The organism is Dyadobacter bucti (genome assembly GCF_005869225.1).
In the GTDB taxonomy this organism is placed as follows: Bacteria; Bacteroidota; Bacteroidia; order Cytophagales; family Spirosomataceae; genus Dyadobacter; species Dyadobacter bucti.
Genome location: NZ_SWFP01000002.1, coordinates 214,466 through 236,239 on the forward strand (window position 1 = coordinate 214,466; position 21,774 = coordinate 236,239).

Consider the following 21,774-nt stretch of genomic DNA (forward strand, 5'->3'; position numbering starts at 1 on the left):
GCTTAATTTGTTCAAGTCAGGGGTTGCCCCGATGGGGCATTTTGGGAGAGGCTTGTTCCGGAACCGTTTATTGTTCAGATATTTATCACTGACTTAAATTTACAGTTTCGGATGTTTGTCTAAATAGCCGCTACCGGACACTATTTGGAACAGTCAGCACTATTCTCGGAAACCACTGCCCTGCCCCATCGGGGCAATATCTTAATTGCACTGAATATGCCGATAAACCCTTAGATGCCCCAGCGGGGCTACCCATATACTGGGATAATTCATTGGTTACCCACATCTTCTGTGCTCCAAAGTTAAATGAGAAAAGGGGTAGCCCCGACGGGGCATCTTGGGAATTGATAGGAGCTTAATTTGATCATGCCAGTGGTTGCCCCGATGGGGCATTTTGGAAGTGGCTCGTTCCGGGGCTTTTCATAGTTCAGCTGCTGTTCTTTAAATAATTTCACAGTTGTCAATGTTTTTCTAAAATATCCGCTATCGGGTAGTAGTTGCATATTTTTCTACGTAGACGTTACCGGGCAGTAATTCAAACAATCTGCACTATTCTCTGAAATCAATGCCCTGCCTCATCAGGGCAATATCTTAATTGCACTGAATATGCCGATAAACCTTCAGATGCCCCAGCGGGGCTACCCATATCCTGGGATAATTCATTGGCTAGACATCTTCCATGCACCCTGGTTAAACTAGAAAAGCTACCGACTGGTAGCTTTTCTAGTTTGTAATGAATCTTATAACGGCCTAGGTCGCTCCTACTGATTTGCGGATAATATTCAATGCAGATCCTGCTTTGAACCATTCGATCTGCTGTTCATTGTATGTATGATTTACAGGGAATTCCTCGCTTGTACCGTCGTTGTGATGCAAAACGATCGTCAGCGGTTGTCCTTCAGCAAATGTTTCCAGGCCAACGATATCAATTGTATCATCCTCCTGAATCTTATCATAATCGCCTGTGTTGGCAAAAGTCAGCGCAAGCATTCCCTGTTTTTTCAGGTTGGTTTCGTGGATACGCGCGAAAGATTTTGTCAGGATCGCACGAACTCCCAGGAAGCGCGGCTCCATCGCGGCATGTTCTCTTGACGAACCTTCACCATAGTTTTCATCCCCAACCACAATCGTCCCGATCCCGTGTGCCTTGTAATCGCGCTGAACAGCAGGGACTTCGGCATACTGGTTGGAGAGCTGATTTTTAACGGTGTTGGTCTTTTCATTATAAAAATTCACCGCACCGATCAGCATATTGTTGGATATATTGTCGAGATGACCACGGAATTTCAACCATGGTCCAGCCATAGAAATATGGTCGGTCGTACATTTTCCTTTTGCCTTGATAAGCAATTTCAACCCTTTCAGATCTGTTCCCTCCCATTCTTTGAAAGGTTCGAGAAGCTGCAAACGATCAGACGTAGGACTTACCAAAACCTGAACTTTACTGCCATCTTCTGCGGGTGCCTGGTAACCGGCATCCTCCACGGCGAAACCTCTTGCAGGAAGCTCAAGACCCGTTGGCTCATCCAGCATCACCTCCTCACCTTCCGTATTGATCAGCTTGTCTGTCAACGGGTTGAATGTGAGACGACCGGCAATAGCCAAAGCAGTTACAATTTCAGGCGAAGCAACGAAAGAGTGCGTATTGGGATTTCCGTCCGCACGTTTCGAGAAGTTACGGTTGAAAGAAGTGATGATGGAGTTTTTCTCTCCTTTTTCAGCTCCGTGACGTGCCCACTGTCCGATACAAGGCCCGCAGGCATTGGCCAGCACTACGCCGCCAATATTTGCAAAAGTATCCAGGAAACCATCACGCTCTACTGTATACCTCACCTGCTCGGAACCTGGCGTAATGGTATACTCAGAAGTTACTTTCAATTTTTTATCAACAGCCTGCTGCGCAAGCGACGCTGCACGGCTCACATCTTCATATGAAGAGTTGGTACAAGACCCGATCAAACCTACCGAAAGGACTTCCGGCCAGCCGTTTTCTTTTACCGCAGTAGCGAATTTGGAAAGAGGCCACGCCAGATCCGGCGTAAATGGTCCGTTCACATGTGGTTCCAGTGTAGAAAGATCCAGTTCGATCAATTGATCATAGTATTTTGCAGGATCAGCATATACCTCATCATCAGCCCGAAGATATTCCTTCACTTCATTGGCGGCATCAGCAATGTCTGCCCGGTTGGTACCTCTCAAATACGCAGCGCTTTTTTCATCATAGGCGAAAATCGAAGTGGTTGCACCGATTTCAGCACCCATGTTACAGATCGTGGCTTTTCCGGTTGCGGAGATGTTTTCAGCACCTTCGCCGAAATATTCTACCACATAACCTGTACCGCCTTTCACAGTAAGCTTACCAGCCACCCAAAGGATAACGTCTTTTGCTGCTGTCCAGCCACTAAGTCTCCCCGTAAGCTTTACACCGATCAATCTTGGCATTTTCAATTCCCACGCCAGTCCCGACATCACGTCGCTGGCGTCGGCACCACCTACACCAATCGCAATCATACCCAAACCGCCCGCATTCGGTGTATGAGAATCGGTACCGATCATCATACCACCGGGAAATGCATAATTTTCAAGAACAACCTGATGAATAATACCAGCGCCGGCCTTCCAGAAACCTAAACCATATTTATCAGAAACGGATGAAAGAAAATCATACACTTCCTTATTCTTGTCCACGGCATTTTTAAGATCCTGAGCAGCGCCAACTTCGGCTTGGATCAGGTGATCGCAATGTACAGTAGAGGGAACGGCAACTTTGGGCCTGCCAGCCTGCATAAATTGCAAAAGGGCCATTTGTGCCGTAGCGTCCTGCATTGCAACACGGTCGGGAGCGAAGTCAACGTAAGATTTTCCCCTTTCGTAAACCTGCGTAGGAGTTCCCTCCCATAAATGAGAGTATAAGATTTTTTCTGCCAAAGTCAAGGGCTGCCCAGTCACCTTGCGGGCAGCTTCAACTCTTTCCTTTAAGCGGGCATAAACGCCCTTGATCATATCTAAGTCAAACGCCATATCTTTCTCAAATTAATGCTTAAACATTCACACATCTCAACAACCGGACCGCTCTTGCTATCTGCTTAGTTGCTTAACCGGCGGTGCGAACTTGGTCAGGTCAATGCCGACAACCGCAGCCTTATACTCCTCCACATTAGGGATGCGTCCAAGGATTGCAGACAGCACAACTACCGGTGTGGATGCGAGTAGGGACTCTCCCTTTTTACGCTCCGAATCTTCAACGACTCTTCCTTGGAAAAGACGCGTTGAGGTTGCCATAACAGTATCCCCTTTAGCCGCTTTTTCCTGATTTCCCATGCAAAGGTTACAGCCAGGACGTTCCAGGTACATCATGTTTTCGTATTCGGTACGTGCCGCAACTTTCGGAGCATTGTCGTCGAATTCGAAACCGGAGTATTTCTGCAACACATCCCAGTCACCCTCATTTTTCAGCTCCTCAATGATGTTATACGTAGGTGCAGCCACTACGAGCGGCGCATGGAACTCAACCTTACCTTGTTGCTCTTCCAGGTTCTTAAGCATCTGAGACACAATTTTCAGGTCTCCTTTGTGAACCATGCAGGAACCGACAAAACCGAGGTCTACCTTTTTATCTTCACCGTAGAAAGAAAGCGGCCGGATGGTATCATGGGTGTAACGCTTCGAAACTTCTTTATTGTTGACATCAGGATCTGCGATCATTGGCTCTACGATCACATCAAGGTCTATAACAACCTCGGCGTAATACTTAGCATTCGCATCTGGGACCAGAGCCGGCTTTTCACCGGATTTGATCTCTGCAATTCTCTTATCCGCTTTATTGATCAATCCCTGAAGAACCTGCTTATGGTTCTCCATACCCTTGTCAATCATGATCTGGATTCTTCCTTTTGCAATTTCCAGTGATTCGATCAAGGTATCATCCTCAGAAATACAGATTGAAGCCTTAGCCTTCATCTCTGCGGTCCAGTCTGTGAAGGTGAATGCCTGGTCGGCTGGAAGCGTTCCCAGATGAACCTCAATGATCCTGCCCTGGAATACATTCTCTCCGCCAAACTTCTGAAGCATCTGAGCCTGTGTAGCATGAACCACATCACGGAAATCCATGTGATCCTTCATGTCGCCTTTAAAGGTTACCTTCACAGATTCTGGAATGGGCATGGAAGCTTCGCCGGTAGCCAATGCAAGCGCGACTGTTCCTGAGTCAGCACCAAAAGCAACACCTTTAGACATCCTTGTATGAGAGTCGCCGCCGATAATGATCGCCCACTCGTCAATAGTAATGTCATTAAGTACCTTGTGAATTACATCGGTCATGGAGTGATATTCCCCTTTCGGATCGCGGGCAGTTATCAAACCGAAATCGTTCATGAACTTCATGAGTTTCGGAATGTTAGCCTGCGCCTTTTTATCCCATACCGACGCCGTGTGGCAACCTGACTGGTATGCTCCGTCAACAATGGGTGAAATCGTTGTGGCAGCCATCGCTTCCAGCTCCTGAGCGGTCATCAAACCGGTCGTATCCTGCGAACCGACGATATTAACCTCCACACGGACATCGGATCCTGCGTGTAAAACTTTACCCGGACTTATGCCGACAGCATTTCTATTAAATATTTTTTCAACTGCCGTAAGTCCCTGTCCCTCGTTGGAAATCTCCTTTGATGGAGCAAAAACAAGCGTGGGTTCTATATCCAGGATCTTCGCTGCGACAGTCTGTATCTTTTTACCAAATACAATAGCGTATGAACCGCCGGCTCTTATAAATTCTTTTTTCTGAGGCGTGAGCGCCTTGGAGATGTCAATCAGCTCCTGATCGCCATTGTAAAGCTTTTTCGTTTTTGTATTAATGGTAAGAACCGTACCCGTAGCAACAGAATATACTTCTTCAAGCACAGGGTCACCACTTTCATTGCGAACAACATTACCATTTTCATCAACCTTTTTCACCCAGTTTTTCAGGTCAATCCCGATACCGCCCGTAACGTCAACCGTTGTAAGAAAAATCGGAGAAATACCATTGGTTCCTCCAACGATCGGAGCAATATTGACGAATGGAATATATGGGCTTGCTTGTTTACCAGTCCAAAGTGCCACGTTGTTCACACCTGACATCCTTGACGAACCTACGCCCATGGTACCCTTCTCCGCGATCAACATCACACTCTTGCCCGGATGTTCTTCCTGCAGAGCCTTGATTTCCTGCTGCGCCTTGGGGGTAATCATACACAAACCATGCAATTCACGGTCCGATCGTGAGTGGGCCTGGTTACCCGGAGAAAGCAAATCTGTTGAAATGTCGCCCTCGCCGGCAATAAACGTAACTATTTTAATTTCTTCGGGAACGTCCGGTAGTTTAGTGAAGAATTCTGCCTTTGCGTAACTTTCAAGAATCTCCCTGGCGATTTCGTTGCCGCTTTTAAACGCTTCTTTCAGACGGTCTGTGTCCGCATCATAAAGGAAAACCTGTGTTTTAAGAACTTCTCCTGCTTGTTTTGCAATAGAGACATCATCACCCAGGGCCAGATCAAGCAATACTCCGATGGAAGGCCCACCTTTCATGTGAGATAATAACTCAAAGGCGAAAGCCGGGGATATTTCTTCCACTACGGATTCGCCCAGGATGATTTCCTTCAAAAACCTGGCTTTTGCGCCCGCAGCACTCGTAGTTCCCGGTAAAGTGTTGTAAATAAAAAATTTAAGAGAGTCTTCCCGATGCTCGTTTTCCACATCTTTAATTTGTGCAATGATCTCTCCCAGTAATTCGGCGCCATCGATCGGTTTCGGATGAAGCCCCTGGTTTTTTCTCTCTTCTATCTCTTTGATGTAATCCTTATAAATATTCATTAATCAAAATTGGATTATCTGTTGTCATTAAAACGTGCGAAAATACAAAATTCGCGAATATCTGTCGGCGTCCTATATTCAATTCATCTTATTTAGTATTATTATGAACTAGGACACATATAATTAACCCGGACCAGCTGAATTTGGTTTCTCCTCACCTCACCCGGGTACTCTAAAAAAATTGACGATAAATACACTCCTGCACCGGCCCTGCTAAATACATTTATCAGTTACGTTTTCATAAGTACTTTGATTTTTTGCTTGTTTCTCCCCTATATTTGAGCATCCAAAGTGCTACCCAGAATATTAAACCCGAAATTATGTCTAAAAATCTGGTGATCGTAGAGTCACCGGCGAAGGCCAAAACCATTGAAAATTATTTAGGACAGGACTTCACGGTTAAGTCAAGTTTCGGGCACGTCCGTGACCTCCCTGAACATGATATGGGTGTAGATGTCGAGCACGAATTTCAACCTTCCTATGAGATTTCAGCAGATAAGGTAAAAGTGATCTCAGAGCTCAAAAAGCTTGCAAAAGACGCAGAAGTGTGGCTGGCAACGGATGATGACCGCGAAGGGGAAGCAATATCCTGGCACCTTAAAGAAGCATTGGGGCTGCCGGATGACACCAAGCGGATCGTATTTCGTGAGATCACCAAAACTGCTTTGCAGAATGCGATTTCCAAGCCAAGGATCATCGATGTGGACCTTGTTGATGCCCAGCAGGCGCGCCGCATCCTCGACAGGCTGGTAGGTTACGAACTCTCGCCGGTACTTTGGAAAAAAATAAGGATTGGAAAATCAAACCTGTCAGCAGGCCGGGTGCAGTCTGTGGCAGTACGTATAGTTGTAGAACGCGAAAGAGAAATTGACGCATTTAAAACGAAAAGCAGTTTCAAGGTTACCGCACATTTTGATCTGGGAAATGGAAAAGTGCTGAACGCGGAGCTTCCAAAGAATTTTGTAACGGAAGAAGATGCATTGAAATTCCTTGAAAAGTGTGTAGGCGCACAGTTTTCGATCAAAAACCTTGAAGTAAAACCTGCCAAAAAAACACCTGCACCTCCTTTTACAACTTCTACTTTACAACAGGAAGCATCCCGGAAACTGAGCTTCTCCGTTGCCCAAACCATGACGGTTGCGCAGCGATTGTACGAAGCGGGAAAAATATCCTACATGCGTACCGACTCTACCAATCTGTCGGAGGAGGCGTTGGAGAAGGCCAGACAACAGATCACCAAAGAGTACGGTGATGACTATTATAACAAACGGATATTCAAAACGAAATCTGAATCGGCACAGGAAGCTCACGAAGCCATAAGGCCGACCGATTTTTCGGAGCTGAAAGGCAGCAGTGACAGAAATGAACAGCGTCTTTACGAACTGATATGGAAGCGTGCGATAGCATCGCAAATGTCTGACGCTCAGCTTGAGAGAACCACCGCGACCATAGGTATCTCCACAACAAGCGAAGAACTGGTTGCGCAGGGCGAGGTGATCAAATTTGAAGGTTTTTTGAAAGTATACCTGGAATCAAGTGATGATGAAGGGGACGAAGAACAAAAAGGAATGCTGCCTCCGCTGAACGTCGGACAAATGCTGAACCTTGCGGACATGAAAGCGACGGAACGGTTTACAAGAAACCCTCCCCGCTATACGGAAGCAAGCCTTGTGAAAAAGCTGGAAGAGATGGGGATCGGCCGTCCCTCCACCTACGCGCCGACAATTTCCACGATTTTAAAGCGTGAGTACATTGTTAAAGAAGACCGGCCGGGAAATGAGAGAGAATTTAAAGAAATCACACTTGCCGACAACCAGATAAAAAGTAAGGTCAGTAAAGAAATTTACGGTTCCGAAAAATCCAAACTGTTCCCGACAAGCACGGGTATGGTGGTCAATGATTTTCTGGTAAGTCATTTCAATGATATTATTGACTATTCCTTCACCGCCAGCGTAGAAAAAGACTTTGACAACATTGCGGACGGACAGCTCGCGTGGCGTCAGATGATCAAAAATTTCTATACTCCTTTTCAGAAAAAGGTAGCTGAGGCAAAAGAGGAAGCAATCGACCGCAGCCTCACTTCCCGCGATCTGGGCGAAGATCCGGTTACGGGTAAAAAAGTCTCTGTGAGGATCGGGAAATATGGTCCTTACGTACAGATCGGTGATGTGGAGGATGAGGAAAAACCGAAATTTGCAAGCCTGCAGAGAGGCCAGCTGATGGAGAACATTACGCTGGAAGAAGCATTTGAACTTTTCAAACTTCCCCGTACAGTGGGTATGTTTGAAGACAGCGAGATGATCGTGAACGTCGGCAAATTCGGCCCATATGTAAAACATGACGGCAAGTATGTTTCTCTTGCCAAAACCGACGATCCGATGGCTGTAACCGAGGAGCGGCTGATAGAGATCATCACCGAAAAACGCCAGCAGGACAGTAACCGTACCATCAAGGAATTTGCCGAAGATAAAGAGGCGAAAGTTTTGAATGGCAAATACGGGCCATACATCACATTCGGGAAAAAGAACGTAAAAATCCCGAAAGGAACTGATCCGGCTTCGCTCACTTATGAGGAAGTGGTGAAACTGGCTGCTGAAACTCCTGACAAACCGGCAGGACGGGGCGCTAAAAAGCCAGCCGCAAAAGCAACGGCGGCCAAGAAGCCAGCAGCTAAAAAAGCTGCCAAAAAAAGCTGATTAATCTTGCCACGAATACACGGATCAGCACGAAGAAAATTCGTGTATATTCGTGTATCCGTGGCAAAAGTGTATAAATCAACCGAAATGCAACCATGAAAAAACTCGTAGTTCTTTCCGGAGCCGGTGTCAGTGCCGAGAGCGGCATCAGTACTTTTCGGGATAACGGAGGTTTATGGGATAACCACAGGATTGAAGATGTAGCGACGCCCGAGGCCTGGAAAAAGAATCAGGAGCTGGTGCTCGACTTCTACAACCAGCGCCGCAAGCAAGCTTCCAGCGTAAAACCAAATGCCGCGCATTATGCTTTGGCGGAACTGGAAAAGTCTTATGACGTAACCATCATCACCCAGAACGTGGACAACCTGCATGAAATCGCAGGCTCATCCAAAGTGATCCACCTGCATGGCGAACTTTTCAAATCAAGAAGCACTAAGAACCCGCGACTAGTTTACGAAATGACATCCTGGGAGCTCAAAACAGGGGATTTGTGCGAACTGGGCAGTCAGCTTCGCCCTCATATTGTCTGGTTTGGTGAAGAGGTTCCTATGATGGAAACAGCAGTCGATATCACAGAAAAAGCGGATATCTTCGTGGTGATCGGCACTTCTCTCGCTGTGTACCCGGCAGCGGGACTGGTTCACTATGTTGCTGCTTCAAAGCCCGTTTACATCATTGATCCCGCACAACCTGAAATCAGCCTGAAATCGAACATGACTTTCATCCGGGAAAAAGCCACATTGGGGATGGAAATCCTGGCGCAAAAACTGGAAGCTCTGGCCTGAAAGCGGTCGTTTTCCCGATATCTAACATTATAATTTATTTCATTACATACAAGAATGCAACTACTTGACGGGAAAGCTATATCATCCCAAATAAAATCTGAAATAAAAGCCGAAGTTGAACAATGGACGGCTGCTGGTGGCAAAAAACCGCATTTGGCAGCAATTCTGGTTGGCTCCGACGGCGCCAGCGAAACTTATGTGGCCTCCAAGATACGCAGCTGTGAAGAGATAGGCTTTACTTCTACCTTGCTCAAATTTGAACCGGACATTACCGAAGCGGCACTCTTGGAAGCTGTCGAATCATTGAACAATGACCCGGATGTGGATGGATTTATCGTACAATTGCCTCTGCCGAAGCATATCTCAGAGAACACCATCATGGAAGCTGTAAATCCAGCCAAAGATGTGGATGGTTTTCACCCCGTGAATGTAGGGAAAATGTGCAAGGGGCTCCCTGCTTATATTTCAGCAACGCCGTTTGGTATCCTCGAAATGTTGATCCGCGCCGACATCGAAACAAGCGGAAAACATTGCGTCGTGATCGGCCGCAGCCAGATCGTCGGCCTTCCGATGAGCATACTGATGCAGCGCAACGAATATCCTGGAAACTGCACAGTGACAATCACGCATAGCAAAACGCAGAACTTAAAGGAAATCTGTCAGACAGCCGACATACTTATCGTTGCCCTCGGACGCCCCGAATTTGTGACTGCTGATTATGTAAAAGAAGGTGCGGTGGTAATCGACGTGGGAATTTCAAGGGTTGCAGATAGTACTAAAAAAAGTGGGTTTGCAATAAAGGGAGACGTGAATTTCAATGATGTTGCACCAAAAACAAGCTATATAACGCCAGTACCGGGAGGCGTAGGACTCATGACCATCTGCGGATTGCTAACCAATACATTCAAGGCTGCTAAAAAAGAAATCTATCAATAGCCGGTTTACCTGTTTCTCAAAACCGTATCTATTGGATAATACATTATCAATCAAATAATTACTTTGTCACACTACGCACAGTCGAAGTGCATCAAGCGCTCTGCAAAAATCCTTCGACTGCGCTCGTGAAGACTGCAAGGACTTCATCAAATGCCGCGCTCCAAATAAAAAACACTTCAATAAAGTTGCTCAATTCAATTTTTACTAAAAGATTTGTCAATTAGTACGTACTTTCACGGAAAGGCTATCTTATGAGTATCGTCAGCAACAATATCAAATATCTGAGAAGGCTTAATGGCCTGACGCAGGAACAATTTGCACGAAAAATTGCTATAAAACGTTCGCTTCTTGGCGCTTATGAAGAAGCCAGAGCTAATCCAAACCTTACTAATCTGAAGAATATGGCAGCTGCCTTCGGTATTACCGTGGACAATTTGCTAAAAAACGATCTCCGAAAATTAAGGGAAACGCCTGATATGTCACTGCCGCTGAATGCAAGCCGGCCCATGACGGTATCACACTCCGGAACTATTCCACCTGCCAATCCGGCAAGAATTCCCGCTTTTTCGGAACCGCAGCCGCTGGCAAAAATCATAGAAAAATATCAGCCGGAAGCACCGCCGCTCAGAATGGTGTCGAGGCAGGTCAATCTGAAGCCAGTGAGCGGTGATGTGCCGCCGCCAGTTCACAGTACTCCGGATGCAGCACAAAGGGAAACCTCGCCCCTCCAGCACTCCGACCAGCTGCCTGTTTTCAACAATCAATACCAACCCAGCCAGCCGGCAGCACCTGCCCAGGAAAGAACTAACAATTACCCGGTCATTCAATGGGTAGCGAAAAGCATGGCGGATGAATATATATTTAATTCACAAAACCCGGAATATCTGACGCGTCTGCCGTCATTTCAGCTTCCTAATTTGCCGGCAGGCTACTATAGGGCGTTTGAAAGTGGTGAAGACTTCGCCTATCCCAATGCTTTGCTGGTGGGATCGTTTGTCCGCAACTGGTACGATATCAAAGATGGCGTGCAATATGTGTTTGTTCTCCGCGATCAGGGATTCATTTACCGGAATGCCTTTAACCATGTCAAGTCAGCCGGTATACTTCTGCTGACTTCGGATATGGCGGCTATTCCAAACATGGAAGTTCCGTTGCAGGATGTAATCGAAGTATGGGAAGTGAAGGCATTTATCAGCCTGCAATTACCTGAACCTCAGCCTTCCCTGGAAAGGGTCAACCAGTTGGTAGATGAATTGCAGGCCGAGCTGAATCAATACAGACAATAATTTTTTCGGATCAATAAGCCTTTATTTTGACAGCGTATTGAACAACGATTCTATCCGGGGAAGGTCTTTGCTTTTCGAGGTTGTTTCTACGATCGCAACACCCATTTGGTACCAAAGTCCGTCACCGGCGGTGATGTATTTACCTTTCTTGGTTGGCGTTGAGGAAGATGCATTGTCAGGTATAAATTCGGCCTTGTAAACGGTATCCATTATTTTTTGAAGCTGTCCCCAATCCAGTTTGGTAGCTGCATTTTTATTTTTGCTGAAAGTAAAAGTTTTAGTAGAAAAGGACGCCTGCATTTCCAGGAGTGTTTTGTTATCATTCTCTATTTCAAGATATGACAGCTCAAATGGCTTCTCCCTGCCGCTTGTTTCAAAAATAGCCTGCATCATCTCTTCCAGGAAATAAGACCAGCGTTCTTTGTCTACCGGATATACCGTAACCCTTTTACTGTTCTCTTCCAGCTCAATTTCTATAAAATCCTCATACTCATTTTCTTCACGTTGTCTGATGATTTTTGAAGAAGAAAATATTTTTTGGAATTCACTGATCCAGATTACCGGAAACTCCCCTTTCCATGCATAATCATCGTCGGGCGAAAATCCTTCGTCCAGAATATCGTCCTCGTCCATACCATCCCGATCGGTATATGTGATGCTGAAATCCACATCAAGCTTATCGCCGGAAGTAATATCAAGCTCCAAGGTATAATAATGCGAAAATGGGGCAGGAACGACGGGTGCGGTCTGGAACCGGATGATGTACCGGCCAGGTATCTGAATATTTTTATCCATTGGGTAAATTGAAAAGCGCTTGTACCGTACGCCGTTTATCGACTTTATCGGTAGCTGTTTTTATAAAATGATCTGCAAAGTAAACATGTTTTGGAGTTTCATAAGCCGAAAACTGCTTCCTTATTTCCATAAGCAAAGTTTCCCCGGTGATGCCGTACAGTGTTCCTTCAACAACCAGGATCAATTTTTGCCCCAATTTCTCGTCAGCCTCAAACCATGAAAAAAACGGGTTCAGCTGGTTTAACCTAAATAATACCTCAGCTATTGCGGCGTCCACTTTGTCCAGGATGATTTTCACCCCGCCGGAATTGATCACATTATCGGCACGGCCAAGCCAGCTGAAAGTGTTTGGTGAGGTTATTTCAACAAGATCATTGGTCTGAATAATTTCACCTTCAGTCATCGGCCCCGAAACATACAAACAACCTCTTTCATCCACGCCAAAATCGACGCCAGGTAACATTGTGTATCCATTCCCTTCCCCCTCGCAGCCGTTCATACGGCGCAATGCCACGTGGGAAACGGTCTCCGTCATGCCATAGCTTTGATAAACCGCTGCATTCAGGCCGGCAACTTTCCGTTCCAATGCCACGCTCACGGGAGCTCCGCCCAAAAGTATTTTGTTGAAGTTGTCCACCTTCTCCTTTGTCTTTTCATTACTCAGAATTTCAAATAATTGCATTGGTACGAGTGCTATGAAATCGAAGTTGTCGTCAAGACCACGGTCCGATAGCGGATTGGCAGAAGGTTCGACGATGGTAAGCTTCCAATCTAATTCCATTCCCCGCACCAGCATCATCAATCCAGCGATATAGGCCACGTTCAAACATACAAGTGCTTTGGTTCCTTCTCCAAGTTCCAGCGCCTTTCCGGTCATGGCCGCACTGCTGCTGAGCTGTTTTCTGGTCACAGAAATAGGTTTGGGTATGCCCGTCGACCCCGAAGTATGCAGCACAAACGAATCCTGACCGCCGAGCCAGGAAGCTATAAAATCATACGCGCTGGCAAAATAAGGGTGCTCAGGACGCGGTTGGGAAGAAAAAATATTCTTGTTGGTAACCCAAATCATGTGGTACGCAGCTGTGGAAAGTTATTCATTTGTTTTTGAATGAAACCCAAACAATCTGTAATTTCGCAGATTCTTGCGAAGTGGCTATTTCCTCTTTAATTACACTTTGCATCAGTCATTCATTTAGATTTTCGATTTTTTATGTCCAATTCAGTTCAATGGGAAACCATTAAAGAATACGAGGAAATTCTCTTTTTACTTCACGAAGGAATTGCAAAAATAAGCATTAATCGCCCGCATAAACACAACGCTTTCACCCCGCAAACGGTTACGGAAATGATCGACGCGATGCATATCTGCCGCGAAGATCCCAGGATCGATGTAATCATTCTGACGGGAGAAGGAGGAAAAGCTTTTTGCTCAGGCGGAGACCAGTCGGTGCGCGGCCATGGCGGCTATATCGGCGACGATCACGTTCCAAGGCTCAATGTGCTCGATCTCCAGCGGATGATACGTTCTATTCCTAAGGCTGTGATTGCCATGGTTGCCGGCTGGGCGATTGGCGGCGGGCATGTTCTACACGTGATCTGCGACCTGTCGATCGCGGCCGAAAATGCGCGTTTCGGACAAACAGGGCCCAAAGTAGGCAGCTTTGACGGAGGCTTCGGTGCATCTTACCTGGCACGGGTCGTAGGTCAGAAAAAAGCGCGTGAAATATGGTTTTTATGCGACCAGTACGATGCGCAGGAAGCATTGCAGATGGGGCTGGTCAATAAAGTTGTGCCTCTGGAAGATCTGGAAACTACAACTATTGAATGGTGTAAAAAAATCCAGGAAAAAAGTCCGCTTTCGATCCGTATGCTAAAAAGCTCCTTCAATGCAGAGCTCGACGGCCAGGCGGGAATCCAGGAATTGGCTGGAAATGCCACGCTTTTATACTATTTGAGCGAAGAGGCGAAAGAAGGACAAACATCTTTTCTTGAAAAAAGGAAACCTGATTTCAGCAAATTCCCAAAATTCCCCTGACGACTTTCGGTTTATCTAAAAATAAGTATTAAACAGTACCCATAATCACAATACAAACGGATGAATCACTGGCTTGTAAAATCTGAACCTTTCAAATATTCGTGGGACCATTTGGTGAAGGAAAAAGAAGGTATGTGGGATGGAGTCCGCAATTATCAGGCAAGGAACAACCTGATGGAAATGAAGGTCGATGACCTCGTTCTTTTTTACCACAGCAATGAGGGAAAGGAAGTGGTAGGCCTTGCGAAAGTATCGAAGGAGCACTATCCCGATCCAACTACCAAAGAAAAAGCCGATGAAAAAGGATGGGTCGTGGTAAATCTGGTGCCGGTAGAGCATTTTCCGAAGCCGGTAACACTCGCTCAGATCAAAAGTGACGAACGGCTGAAAAATATGTCGCTCGTTCGTCTTTCAAGACTATCCGTCGTTCCGGTACGGCCGGAGGAGTTTGATGTAATTCTCGCACTGGCCCATGAATCGTAACCTGCGTCTCTTATCGCGCATTGCCCGGCCTTTTTTATTGCTGGCCTTGTTTTCGTTCCCGGGTTTTTCACAGGGGGTTAAAAGGATTGAACTGCCTTTGGCGGGAAATAACTCTGCATATCAGACAGTCCCGCTTGGAGAACAAGGTGTACTGCTGATTTCCAAACCTGACCGCGGGACTTTCAATGTTCAGAAATTCGATAGTAATCTTGACAGGATATGGTCCATCGACGGCCCTATCGAATCCAACCTGGATTATATCACTTCTTCTTATGACGGAAAAGCGGTTTTTCTGTTGTTCAGTAAGTACCGCAGCTCTTTGTATCAAATTGTGAAAGTGAACATCGGACCTGGTTTCGTCGAAACTTTTATCATCAATACCCTCGACCGGTTCGAAATAACTGACTTTAAAACGCTTGGTTATTCGGTTTTCATGGCGGGAATGGTGCGTAATGAGCCGGTGCTTATTTATACCCAGCTTACTACTTCCCAAACCAAGGTGTTGCCGTCTGCCATTAAAGGTTCGAACGCGATCCAGACCGTAGAAGTAGATACCGCAAATCATTTGGTAAATGTGTGTTTTGCTGTCAAAAAAGGCCGCCAGACGCAGATTGTAGCGCGGTCTTACGAAGAAACGGGCGAACTTTATACCCAGGTCAGCGTAACACCCGAAGATGAATATTCGCTCCTCAGCGGCAGACTCCAGGTACTGAATGATTCCGTCAGAATTGTGATCGGTACTTATGGTTACAGGAATATGCAGAGCAGCAGTAACGCGGCATCACAGGGACTTTACATCAGCAAGATCGTCAATGATGAGCCCGTGTTTACGCGGTACCACAGTTTTACCGATTTTCACAACTTCTTCAATTTCATGAATGAACGCCAGCAGGAGAAAATGGAAAGGCGGATCAGGAAAAAGAAAGAAAGCGGCGACGACCTCAAACTGAACTACCGTTTGCTGGTACACGACATCGTGCCCAGAAACAATAACTTTCTGCTTGTAGCAGAAGTATTTTATCCCGAATACCGCTATCAAAACCCTAATATGATGGGTGGACTGGGTTATGGGGGATTAATGGGTTATCCTTTCGGAATGGGACTCTACAACCCTTATTTGTGGAACCCGATGTACGGCGGACGCGGGTACAATCAGCAGGTATTTGACGGATTTACGTACACGCACGCAGTGATTGCCGACGTAGACCAAAACGGTAAGCTATTATGGGACAACAGCATCAGTTTTGATAACGTAAAAAGTATGGAACTGAGAGAGAAGATCAAGGTACAGAATCTCTCAAACGGAAATTCCAAGCTGGTGTACAGCCATAATGGTTCTATCCGAAGCAAAATCATCAAAGGGGACAAAGTTGTGGACAGCGACCGCGTAATCCCGAATGAAACAAATATTGACGGCGACAAAGTAAGAAAAACCAGCACAGACGACATTGATTACTGGTATGGCAACTTTTACCTGGCCTGGGGCGAACAACGCATTATCAATGCCGCAGGAGATCCGCAAACCCGGGGCAGGCGAAATGTGTTTTATTTAAGCAAAATTGCTTTTTAGGCGATCGTCCGTCGGCTGACAGCTTTCCGCTATTTGATGTTCTGACGACAAACTGACAAACTCGCCTGATTAACCCACAAAATCCGTTAACATTCAACTAAGTATCAAAAAAAACCGAAAGCTGACAGCAGAAAGCCGACCGCCAAACTAAACACCACGACATTGATTCTTCTTTCACCAGACCAACATACAGATTACCAACTCATTGACACCGGAGGTTTCGAAAAGCTCGAAAGATTCGGCCCGTATATTCTCTCACGCCCGGAGCCCCAGGCAATCTGGGACAAATCTCTGTCTGAACAGGAATGGGACAAACAGTCCAATGCTGTTTTCAAAAGGGATAAAAATTCCCAGGAAAAGGGCCAATGGGTTTCCAAAGCCGGCATGCCGGAAAGATGGGTTTTTCAATACAGGACGCAGGCGCTGCACTTACGCGCCAAACTTGCCTTGTCCTCGTTTAAACACGTTGGTGTTTTTCCCGAACAAGCCACGAACTGGGACTACATTACCCGAAAACTAAAACAAATCCCCGAAGAAAAGCCCTCTGTCCTTAATTTGTTTGCCTACACCGGCATTGCGTCCCTGGCAGCCAAAGCCGCCGGGGCTGACGTAACCCATGTAGATTCTGTAAAACAGGTAATCAGCTGGTCGAGAGAAAATATGGAGCTCAGCAGCCTTGATAACATCCGTTGGGTTGTGGAAGATGCGCTCAAATTCGTTCAGCGGGAAGTACGTCGCGGAAACCAGTACAACGGCATCATTCTGGATCCTCCTGCATATGGTCGCGGGCCGGATGGTGAAAAATGGCTCCTGGAAGAAAATCTTAATGAAATATTGAGACTTTGTGCCCAGCTTTTGAAAAAGGAAAACTACTTTTTTATCATCAATCTGTACTCCCTCGGCTTTTCGGCGCTCATAGTCGAAAACCTGATCAAGGCACATTTTGGAGATCAGAAGCACCACGAGTTCGGTGAGCTTTTTATTCCAGATTCTTTTGGCAAAAACCTGCCGCTTGGGGTTTTTTCCCGATTTTCGGATCAAAATGTTTAAAATACGTTTAGTTTATCCAATTTTGTATTGTAGCCGGAGCATATCTAAAATGGCCCCGGCTGGTTACATGAAGCAAACACCTGAAAAATACTTTTTCATACTTTTCCTGGCCGCCCTGACCGGGCTCTTACAGTCATGCCAGAGTGACGCAAGGAATGCCACCCGCATACCGCCGGTAATTAAAAAGTCACGGGAACAATGGCAAAAAGATGCTATGCTTCATCTCACCGACCTCATCAACCGTGGCGTCGATTCAGATGTAAATTATTTCAAAAGGGCACGTATTTACTTGGAAAGGGAACAATATCCTCAGGCCCTGGACGATATCAACGAGTCAATTTATGAGCAGGATAATGTCAGCGAATATTTTCTTCTTCGCGGCAAGGTAAACCGGGAACTCGGTAAAATAGACGATGCACTTGAAGATGCCCAGCGTGCGGAAGCCTTGCAGCAGAGCAGCCCGGAACTCTATATCCTGCTGGCAGATATCCTTCAGGCCAAAAACCGTTTTAATGAAGCTGCCAGTTATCTCAACCAGGCTCTCAAAATGGCTCCCTATGATGCTTCTGCCTATTATGTAAAAGGGATTTTACAAGCCAGGCAAGGCGATTCCCTCGCAGCACTATCCAGCCTTAATTTTGCGATAAATGCCAATCCAAGACTTTTGAGGGCTTATGAACAAAGTACAGTTATCAACCGTAAGCTTAAAAATCTTGATCGCGCCCTATTTATCAATTCCAGCGCTATCAAAAGATTTCCCGATATCGCAAATCTTTATTTTCAGCAGGGTGAGATTTTTGTGGCGCTGGCAAAACCGGATACGGCAATCACAAGCTATCAGAAAGCGGCTCAAATTAATCCGTCTTACGAGGAAGCCCTTTTTCAGATAGCCGATCTGGGCATACGCCTGACCAAATATCAACAGGCAATCCCTGCTTTGGAAAAGCTGATGAAAATCCGCCGCAATTCGAAGCAAATCAACAATATGATGGGTTTTTGCTATGAAAAAACTGGCGACTACCCCAGGGCTAAAGAATATTACGGGACAGCACTCGCACTCAGCCCTGGCGATCAGGACGCCCGATATGGTCTGTACAGGATCAGGCAAAGAGAAACGGCCAGCCTCTATTCCAACTACAATACAGACCAGGGCGATGAAACGGACAGCAGGCTTCTCGACACTACCCGGGTCCGAATCAGCCCCATCCAGCCAAGGGGAACCACAAATATCCGGGTGGATTCTGCGCGAAAAGCTAAAATTCAATAGCTTTGTAGCTAGCCATCTTCGAATAAGGCACTAATAACGATCATAGAATATTTTTTGAATGGAAGACGAGTCTCAAGTAAAAATTACCCTGCCCGATGGTAGTGAACGATTCTATCCAAAAGGAATCACTGCCCTTGGTATCGCGCTTAGCATCAGTGAAGGGCTTGCACGCAATGTGATAGCCGCCAAAGTAAACAATGAAATCTGGGATCCTACCCGCGAAATAACGACGGATTCGCTGGTAAAACTGCTTACCTGGAATGATGACGATGGAAAAGCAACCTTCTGGCATTCCTCTGCCCACTTGCTGGCGGAGGCGTTGGAAGCGCTGTATCCGGGCGTGAAATTTGGTACGGGGCCTGCTTTGGAAAAGGGCTTTTACTATGATGTTGATTTGGGCGACAAATCCCTGTCACAGGACGACTTTCCAAAAATAGAGGCGAAAATGCTGGAATTGGCCCGCCAGAAAAACGAATACGTTAGAAAACCGATTAGCAAGGCCGAGGCGATTGAGTTCTTTACCCAAAAAGGGGACGAATATAAACTGGAACTCATCGATGGCCTGGAAGACGGATCTATTACTTTATACGAACAAGGTGGTTTTACAGACTTGTGCCGCGGCCCGCATATTCCCAATACCGGGTTTATCAAAGCCGTTAAACTGACCAACATCGGTGGCGCATACTGGCGGAACAAGCAGGAAAACAAAATGCTCACCCGCATCTATGGTATTACTTTTCCAAAACAAAAAGAGCTGGAAGAGTATGTGACGTTGATGGAGGAAGCAAAAAAACGCGACCACCGCAGGTTAGGGAAGGAACTTGAATTGTTCGCTTTTTCTGAAAAGGTAGGACAGGGATTGCCACTCTGGCTGCCAAAGGGCGCAATGCTCCGTGAAAGGCTTCAATCTTTCCTTAGCAAGGCACAGTCACGTGCAGGTTATCTTCCTGTGATTACCCCCAACATTGGAAGCAAGGAATTGTATGTAACTTCGGGGCACTGGGAAAAATACGGAAAAGACTCTTTTCAGCCTATTAAAACCCCGAATCCGGGAGAAGAATATCTGCTGAAACCGATGAACTGCCCGCACCATTGCGAGATTTATAAAACCTCTCCCCGCTCCTATAAAGACCTGCCTTTGCGGTTTTCGGAGTTCGGAACAGTTTACCGGTATGAGCAAAGCGGCGAGCTGCACGGCCTGACACGTGTGCGTGGCTTTACGCAGGACGATGCGCACATTTTCTGCCGTCCCGATCAGGTGAAGGAAGAATTTATCCGCGTGATCGACCTGGTATTATATGTCTTCAAATCGCTTGGATTCGAGGATTACAGCGCGCAAATATCACTGCGCGACCCTAATGACAAAGTGAAGTATATCGGAAAAGACGAAGATTGGGAACGCGCTGAAAATGCGATTATCGAAGCAGCTGCGGAGCGTGGCCTGAATACCGTGACCGAACTGGGTGAGGCAGCGTTTTACGGCCCTAAACTTGACTTTATGGTGCGTGATGCTTTGGGCAGAAAATGGCAGCTGGGTACAATTCAGGTGGATTACCAGATGCCGAAACGTTTCGGTCTGGAATATACCGGCTCTGACAATCAGAAGCATCTGCCGGTGATGATCCACCGTGCGCCTTTCGGGTCGATGGAAAGGTTCATCGCTATTTTGATCGAAAACACTGCCGGACAGTTTCCATTATGGCTCTCTCCGGACCAGATTGCAATCTTACCGATTTCCGAAAAATTTGCAGACTATGCTGAAGACGTATTCTTCCAGTTACAGGATCACGACATCAGAGGTTTTGTAGATCACCGCGACGAAAAAATCGGAAGAAAAATCCGTGATGCAGAAGTTACCAAGGTACCGTTTATGTTAATTGTAGGTGAAAAAGAAATGGCAGAAGGCAAATTGTCAGTGCGCAGAAAAGGCGAAGGTGACCTGGGAAGTATGACTGTTGAAGAATTTACGAGCTTTTTTAAGAAAGAAGCCAGTATTATTTGATCTTTTTACAACTTTTTACTATTATTCCAGCAACAAGGCACTATTTTTGTCACAACAATGTTAACTTTTTTGATTTTCACCAAAAACCCAAAAAAACACCAATCCCAAGTTATATGGCATTAAGACCCCCAAGTGGAAGGTTAAGAGTTCCTGAAGAACCTTATAAAATTAACGAACGAATTACAGCAAAAGAAGTACGTCTGGTTGGAGAAAACATAGAGCCAGGCATAGTTGATATCAATACCGCACGCGCTATGGCCAAGGCACAAAGCCTTGATCTTGTTGAAATTGCCCCTACGGCAGTTCCTCCTGTTTGTAAAGTAGTGGATTATTCAAAATTCAAATACGAACAGAAAAAAAAGCAGAAAGAGATTAAGGCCAAAGCCCAGAAAGTGGTGATTAAAGAGATCAGATTCGGCCCTAATACGGATGACCATGATTTCGATTTTAAGTTGAAGCATGCCATCAACTTCCTTAAAGAAGGCTCGAAAGTGAAAGCTTATGTTCATTTTGTGGGCCGCACGATCGTCTTTAAAGAAAGGGGTGTGAATTTGCTCAAGAAGTTCTCGGAAGCACTTTCCGACTATGGGAAGCTTGAAATGGAACCGAAACTCGAGGGAAAAAGGATGACTATTATACTGGCCCCTGCACCTGCTAAAAGTAAATAATACTCGGCCTTTCACTTGAAAGGCTGTTTAATACATACATGTGATCGCGTTTTTGGCAAATGCCGGAGACGCGATTTTCTTTTTAGAAACATTATGGCTAATTTTGCGCGCTGTTTTATATTTTATCAACTATTATTTTTTGAATTATGCCTAAAATGAAAACAAACTCTGGTGCTAAAAAGCGTTTTTCGCTTACCGGCACCGGAAAAATCAAACGCAAACATGCTTTTCACAGCCACATCCTGACCAAAAAATCAAATAAGCGTAAACGCGGTTTGGTTAAGACTGGTCTGATCGATGTTTCTAACGAAAAGCAAGTTCTGGCAATGTTGGGAAAATAATCCCTTCAAC

At 45.9% G+C, this 21,774-nt stretch carries 16 protein-coding genes; 12 read left to right on the plus strand and 4 right to left on the minus strand.

What is annotated here, in order from left to right:
- Window positions 1–750 precede the first annotated feature (750 nt).
- Both FBF61_RS06210 and FBF61_RS06215 read right to left on the minus strand, forming a co-directional pair.
- Window positions 751–3,021, minus strand: coding sequence for an aconitate hydratase (locus FBF61_RS06210; protein ID WP_138476344.1), 2,271 nt, complete (start codon window positions 3,019–3,021; stop codon window positions 751–753).
- Between the two features lie 57 nt (window positions 3,022–3,078).
- Complete coding sequence (locus FBF61_RS06215) at window positions 3,079–5,850, minus strand: bifunctional aconitate hydratase 2/2-methylisocitrate dehydratase (protein ID WP_138476345.1); 2,772 nt, start codon at window positions 5,848–5,850, stop codon at window positions 3,079–3,081.
- 320 nt (window positions 5,851–6,170) lie between these two features.
- Here FBF61_RS06215 and topA point away from each other — a divergent pair, with 320 nt between their 5' ends.
- From topA to FBF61_RS06235, 4 genes are all read left to right on the plus strand, one after another.
- On the plus strand, window positions 6,171–8,546 hold the full coding sequence (gene topA / locus FBF61_RS06220; RefSeq protein WP_138476346.1) for a type I DNA topoisomerase: 2,376 nt from the start codon (window positions 6,171–6,173) through the stop codon (window positions 8,544–8,546).
- 95 nt (window positions 8,547–8,641) lie between these two features.
- The gene (locus FBF61_RS06225) at window positions 8,642–9,331 is read left to right on the plus strand and encodes an SIR2 family NAD-dependent protein deacylase (protein ID WP_138476347.1); all 690 of its coding nucleotides are present in this window, start codon (window positions 8,642–8,644) and stop codon (window positions 9,329–9,331) included.
- 54 nt (window positions 9,332–9,385) lie between these two features.
- A complete protein-coding gene (locus FBF61_RS06230) occupies window positions 9,386–10,267 on the plus strand; it encodes a bifunctional 5,10-methylenetetrahydrofolate dehydrogenase/5,10-methenyltetrahydrofolate cyclohydrolase (protein ID WP_138476348.1) in 882 nt (293 codons plus the stop codon).
- A gap of 251 nt (window positions 10,268–10,518) precedes the next feature.
- Window positions 10,519–11,553 carry a helix-turn-helix transcriptional regulator gene (locus tag FBF61_RS06235; protein WP_138476349.1) on the plus strand — a complete coding sequence of 345 codons (1,035 nt, stop codon included), beginning with the start codon at window positions 10,519–10,521 and terminating at the stop codon, window positions 11,551–11,553.
- Between the two features lie 21 nt (window positions 11,554–11,574).
- Here FBF61_RS06235 and FBF61_RS06240 read toward each other — a convergent pair whose 3' ends face one another.
- Together FBF61_RS06240 and FBF61_RS06245 are read right to left on the minus strand one after the other, a co-directional pair.
- Window positions 11,575–12,348, minus strand: a complete 774-nt coding sequence (locus FBF61_RS06240) for a hypothetical protein (RefSeq protein ID WP_138476350.1) — start codon at window positions 12,346–12,348, stop codon at window positions 11,575–11,577.
- Window positions 12,341–13,417: an AMP-binding protein gene (locus tag FBF61_RS06245; RefSeq protein ID WP_138476351.1), complete on the minus strand. Its 1,077-nt coding sequence runs from the start codon at window positions 13,415–13,417 to the stop codon at window positions 12,341–12,343. The genes FBF61_RS06240 and FBF61_RS06245 overlap by 8 nt, the downstream gene beginning before the upstream one ends.
- 141 nt (window positions 13,418–13,558) lie before the next feature.
- Here FBF61_RS06245 and menB point away from each other — a divergent pair, with 141 nt between their 5' ends.
- From menB to rpmI, 8 genes are all read left to right on the plus strand, one after another.
- A complete protein-coding gene (gene menB, locus FBF61_RS06250) occupies window positions 13,559–14,383 on the plus strand; it encodes a 1,4-dihydroxy-2-naphthoyl-CoA synthase (protein ID WP_138476352.1) in 825 nt (274 codons plus the stop codon).
- Between the two features lie 60 nt (window positions 14,384–14,443).
- On the plus strand, window positions 14,444–14,866 hold the full coding sequence (locus tag FBF61_RS06255; RefSeq protein ID WP_138476353.1) for an EVE domain-containing protein: 423 nt from the start codon (window positions 14,444–14,446) through the stop codon (window positions 14,864–14,866).
- Window positions 14,856–16,436 carry a hypothetical protein gene (locus FBF61_RS06260; protein ID WP_138476354.1) on the plus strand — a complete coding sequence of 527 codons (1,581 nt, stop codon included), beginning with the start codon at window positions 14,856–14,858 and terminating at the stop codon, window positions 16,434–16,436. Before FBF61_RS06255 ends, FBF61_RS06260 begins: the two co-directional genes overlap by 11 nt.
- A 162-nt stretch (window positions 16,437–16,598) precedes the next feature.
- Entirely contained in the window at window positions 16,599–17,486 is an 888-nt protein-coding gene (locus tag FBF61_RS06265) for a class I SAM-dependent methyltransferase (RefSeq protein WP_138476355.1), read from the plus strand.
- A gap of 67 nt (window positions 17,487–17,553) precedes the next feature.
- On the plus strand, window positions 17,554–18,753 hold the full coding sequence (locus FBF61_RS06270) for a tetratricopeptide repeat protein (RefSeq protein ID WP_138476356.1): 1,200 nt from the start codon (window positions 17,554–17,556) through the stop codon (window positions 18,751–18,753).
- A 58-nt stretch (window positions 18,754–18,811) separates the two neighbouring features.
- Window positions 18,812–20,755, plus strand: a complete 1,944-nt coding sequence (thrS, locus tag FBF61_RS06275; protein WP_138476357.1) for a threonine--tRNA ligase — start codon at window positions 18,812–18,814, stop codon at window positions 20,753–20,755.
- Between the two features lie 113 nt (window positions 20,756–20,868).
- On the plus strand, window positions 20,869–21,423 hold the full coding sequence (infC, locus tag FBF61_RS06280; protein WP_138476358.1) for a translation initiation factor IF-3: 555 nt from the start codon (window positions 20,869–20,871) through the stop codon (window positions 21,421–21,423).
- 146 nt (window positions 21,424–21,569) lie between these two features.
- Window positions 21,570–21,764 (plus strand): 50S ribosomal protein L35, encoded by a 195-nt coding sequence (gene rpmI / locus FBF61_RS06285; protein ID WP_138476359.1) that lies wholly within the window; start codon window positions 21,570–21,572, stop codon window positions 21,762–21,764.
- Window positions 21,765–21,774: the final 10 nt, after the last annotated feature.

Coding starts and splice junctions, on each gene's coding strand:
- FBF61_RS06210 (WP_138476344.1), bottom strand. CDS start 3,021: ATGGCGTTTGACTTAGATATGATCAAGGGCGTTTATGCCCGCTTAAAG.
- FBF61_RS06215 (WP_138476345.1), bottom strand. CDS start 5,850: ATGAATATTTATAAGGATTACATCAAAGAGATAGAAGAGAGAAAAAAC.
- topA (WP_138476346.1), top strand. CDS start 6,171: ATGTCTAAAAATCTGGTGATCGTAGAGTCACCGGCGAAGGCCAAAACC.
- FBF61_RS06225 (WP_138476347.1), top strand. CDS start 8,642: ATGAAAAAACTCGTAGTTCTTTCCGGAGCCGGTGTCAGTGCCGAGAGC.
- FBF61_RS06230 (WP_138476348.1), top strand. CDS start 9,386: ATGCAACTACTTGACGGGAAAGCTATATCATCCCAAATAAAATCTGAA.
- FBF61_RS06235 (WP_138476349.1), top strand. CDS start 10,519: ATGAGTATCGTCAGCAACAATATCAAATATCTGAGAAGGCTTAATGGC.
- FBF61_RS06240 (WP_138476350.1), bottom strand. CDS start 12,348: ATGGATAAAAATATTCAGATACCTGGCCGGTACATCATCCGGTTCCAG.
- FBF61_RS06245 (WP_138476351.1), bottom strand. CDS start 13,417: ATGATTTGGGTTACCAACAAGAATATTTTTTCTTCCCAACCGCGTCCT.
- menB (WP_138476352.1), top strand. CDS start 13,559: ATGTCCAATTCAGTTCAATGGGAAACCATTAAAGAATACGAGGAAATT.
- FBF61_RS06255 (WP_138476353.1), top strand. CDS start 14,444: ATGAATCACTGGCTTGTAAAATCTGAACCTTTCAAATATTCGTGGGAC.
- FBF61_RS06260 (WP_138476354.1), top strand. CDS start 14,856: ATGAATCGTAACCTGCGTCTCTTATCGCGCATTGCCCGGCCTTTTTTA.
- FBF61_RS06270 (WP_138476356.1), top strand. CDS start 17,554: ATGAAGCAAACACCTGAAAAATACTTTTTCATACTTTTCCTGGCCGCC.
- thrS (WP_138476357.1), top strand. CDS start 18,812: ATGGAAGACGAGTCTCAAGTAAAAATTACCCTGCCCGATGGTAGTGAA.
- infC (WP_138476358.1), top strand. CDS start 20,869: ATGGCATTAAGACCCCCAAGTGGAAGGTTAAGAGTTCCTGAAGAACCT.
- rpmI (WP_138476359.1), top strand. CDS start 21,570: ATGCCTAAAATGAAAACAAACTCTGGTGCTAAAAAGCGTTTTTCGCTT.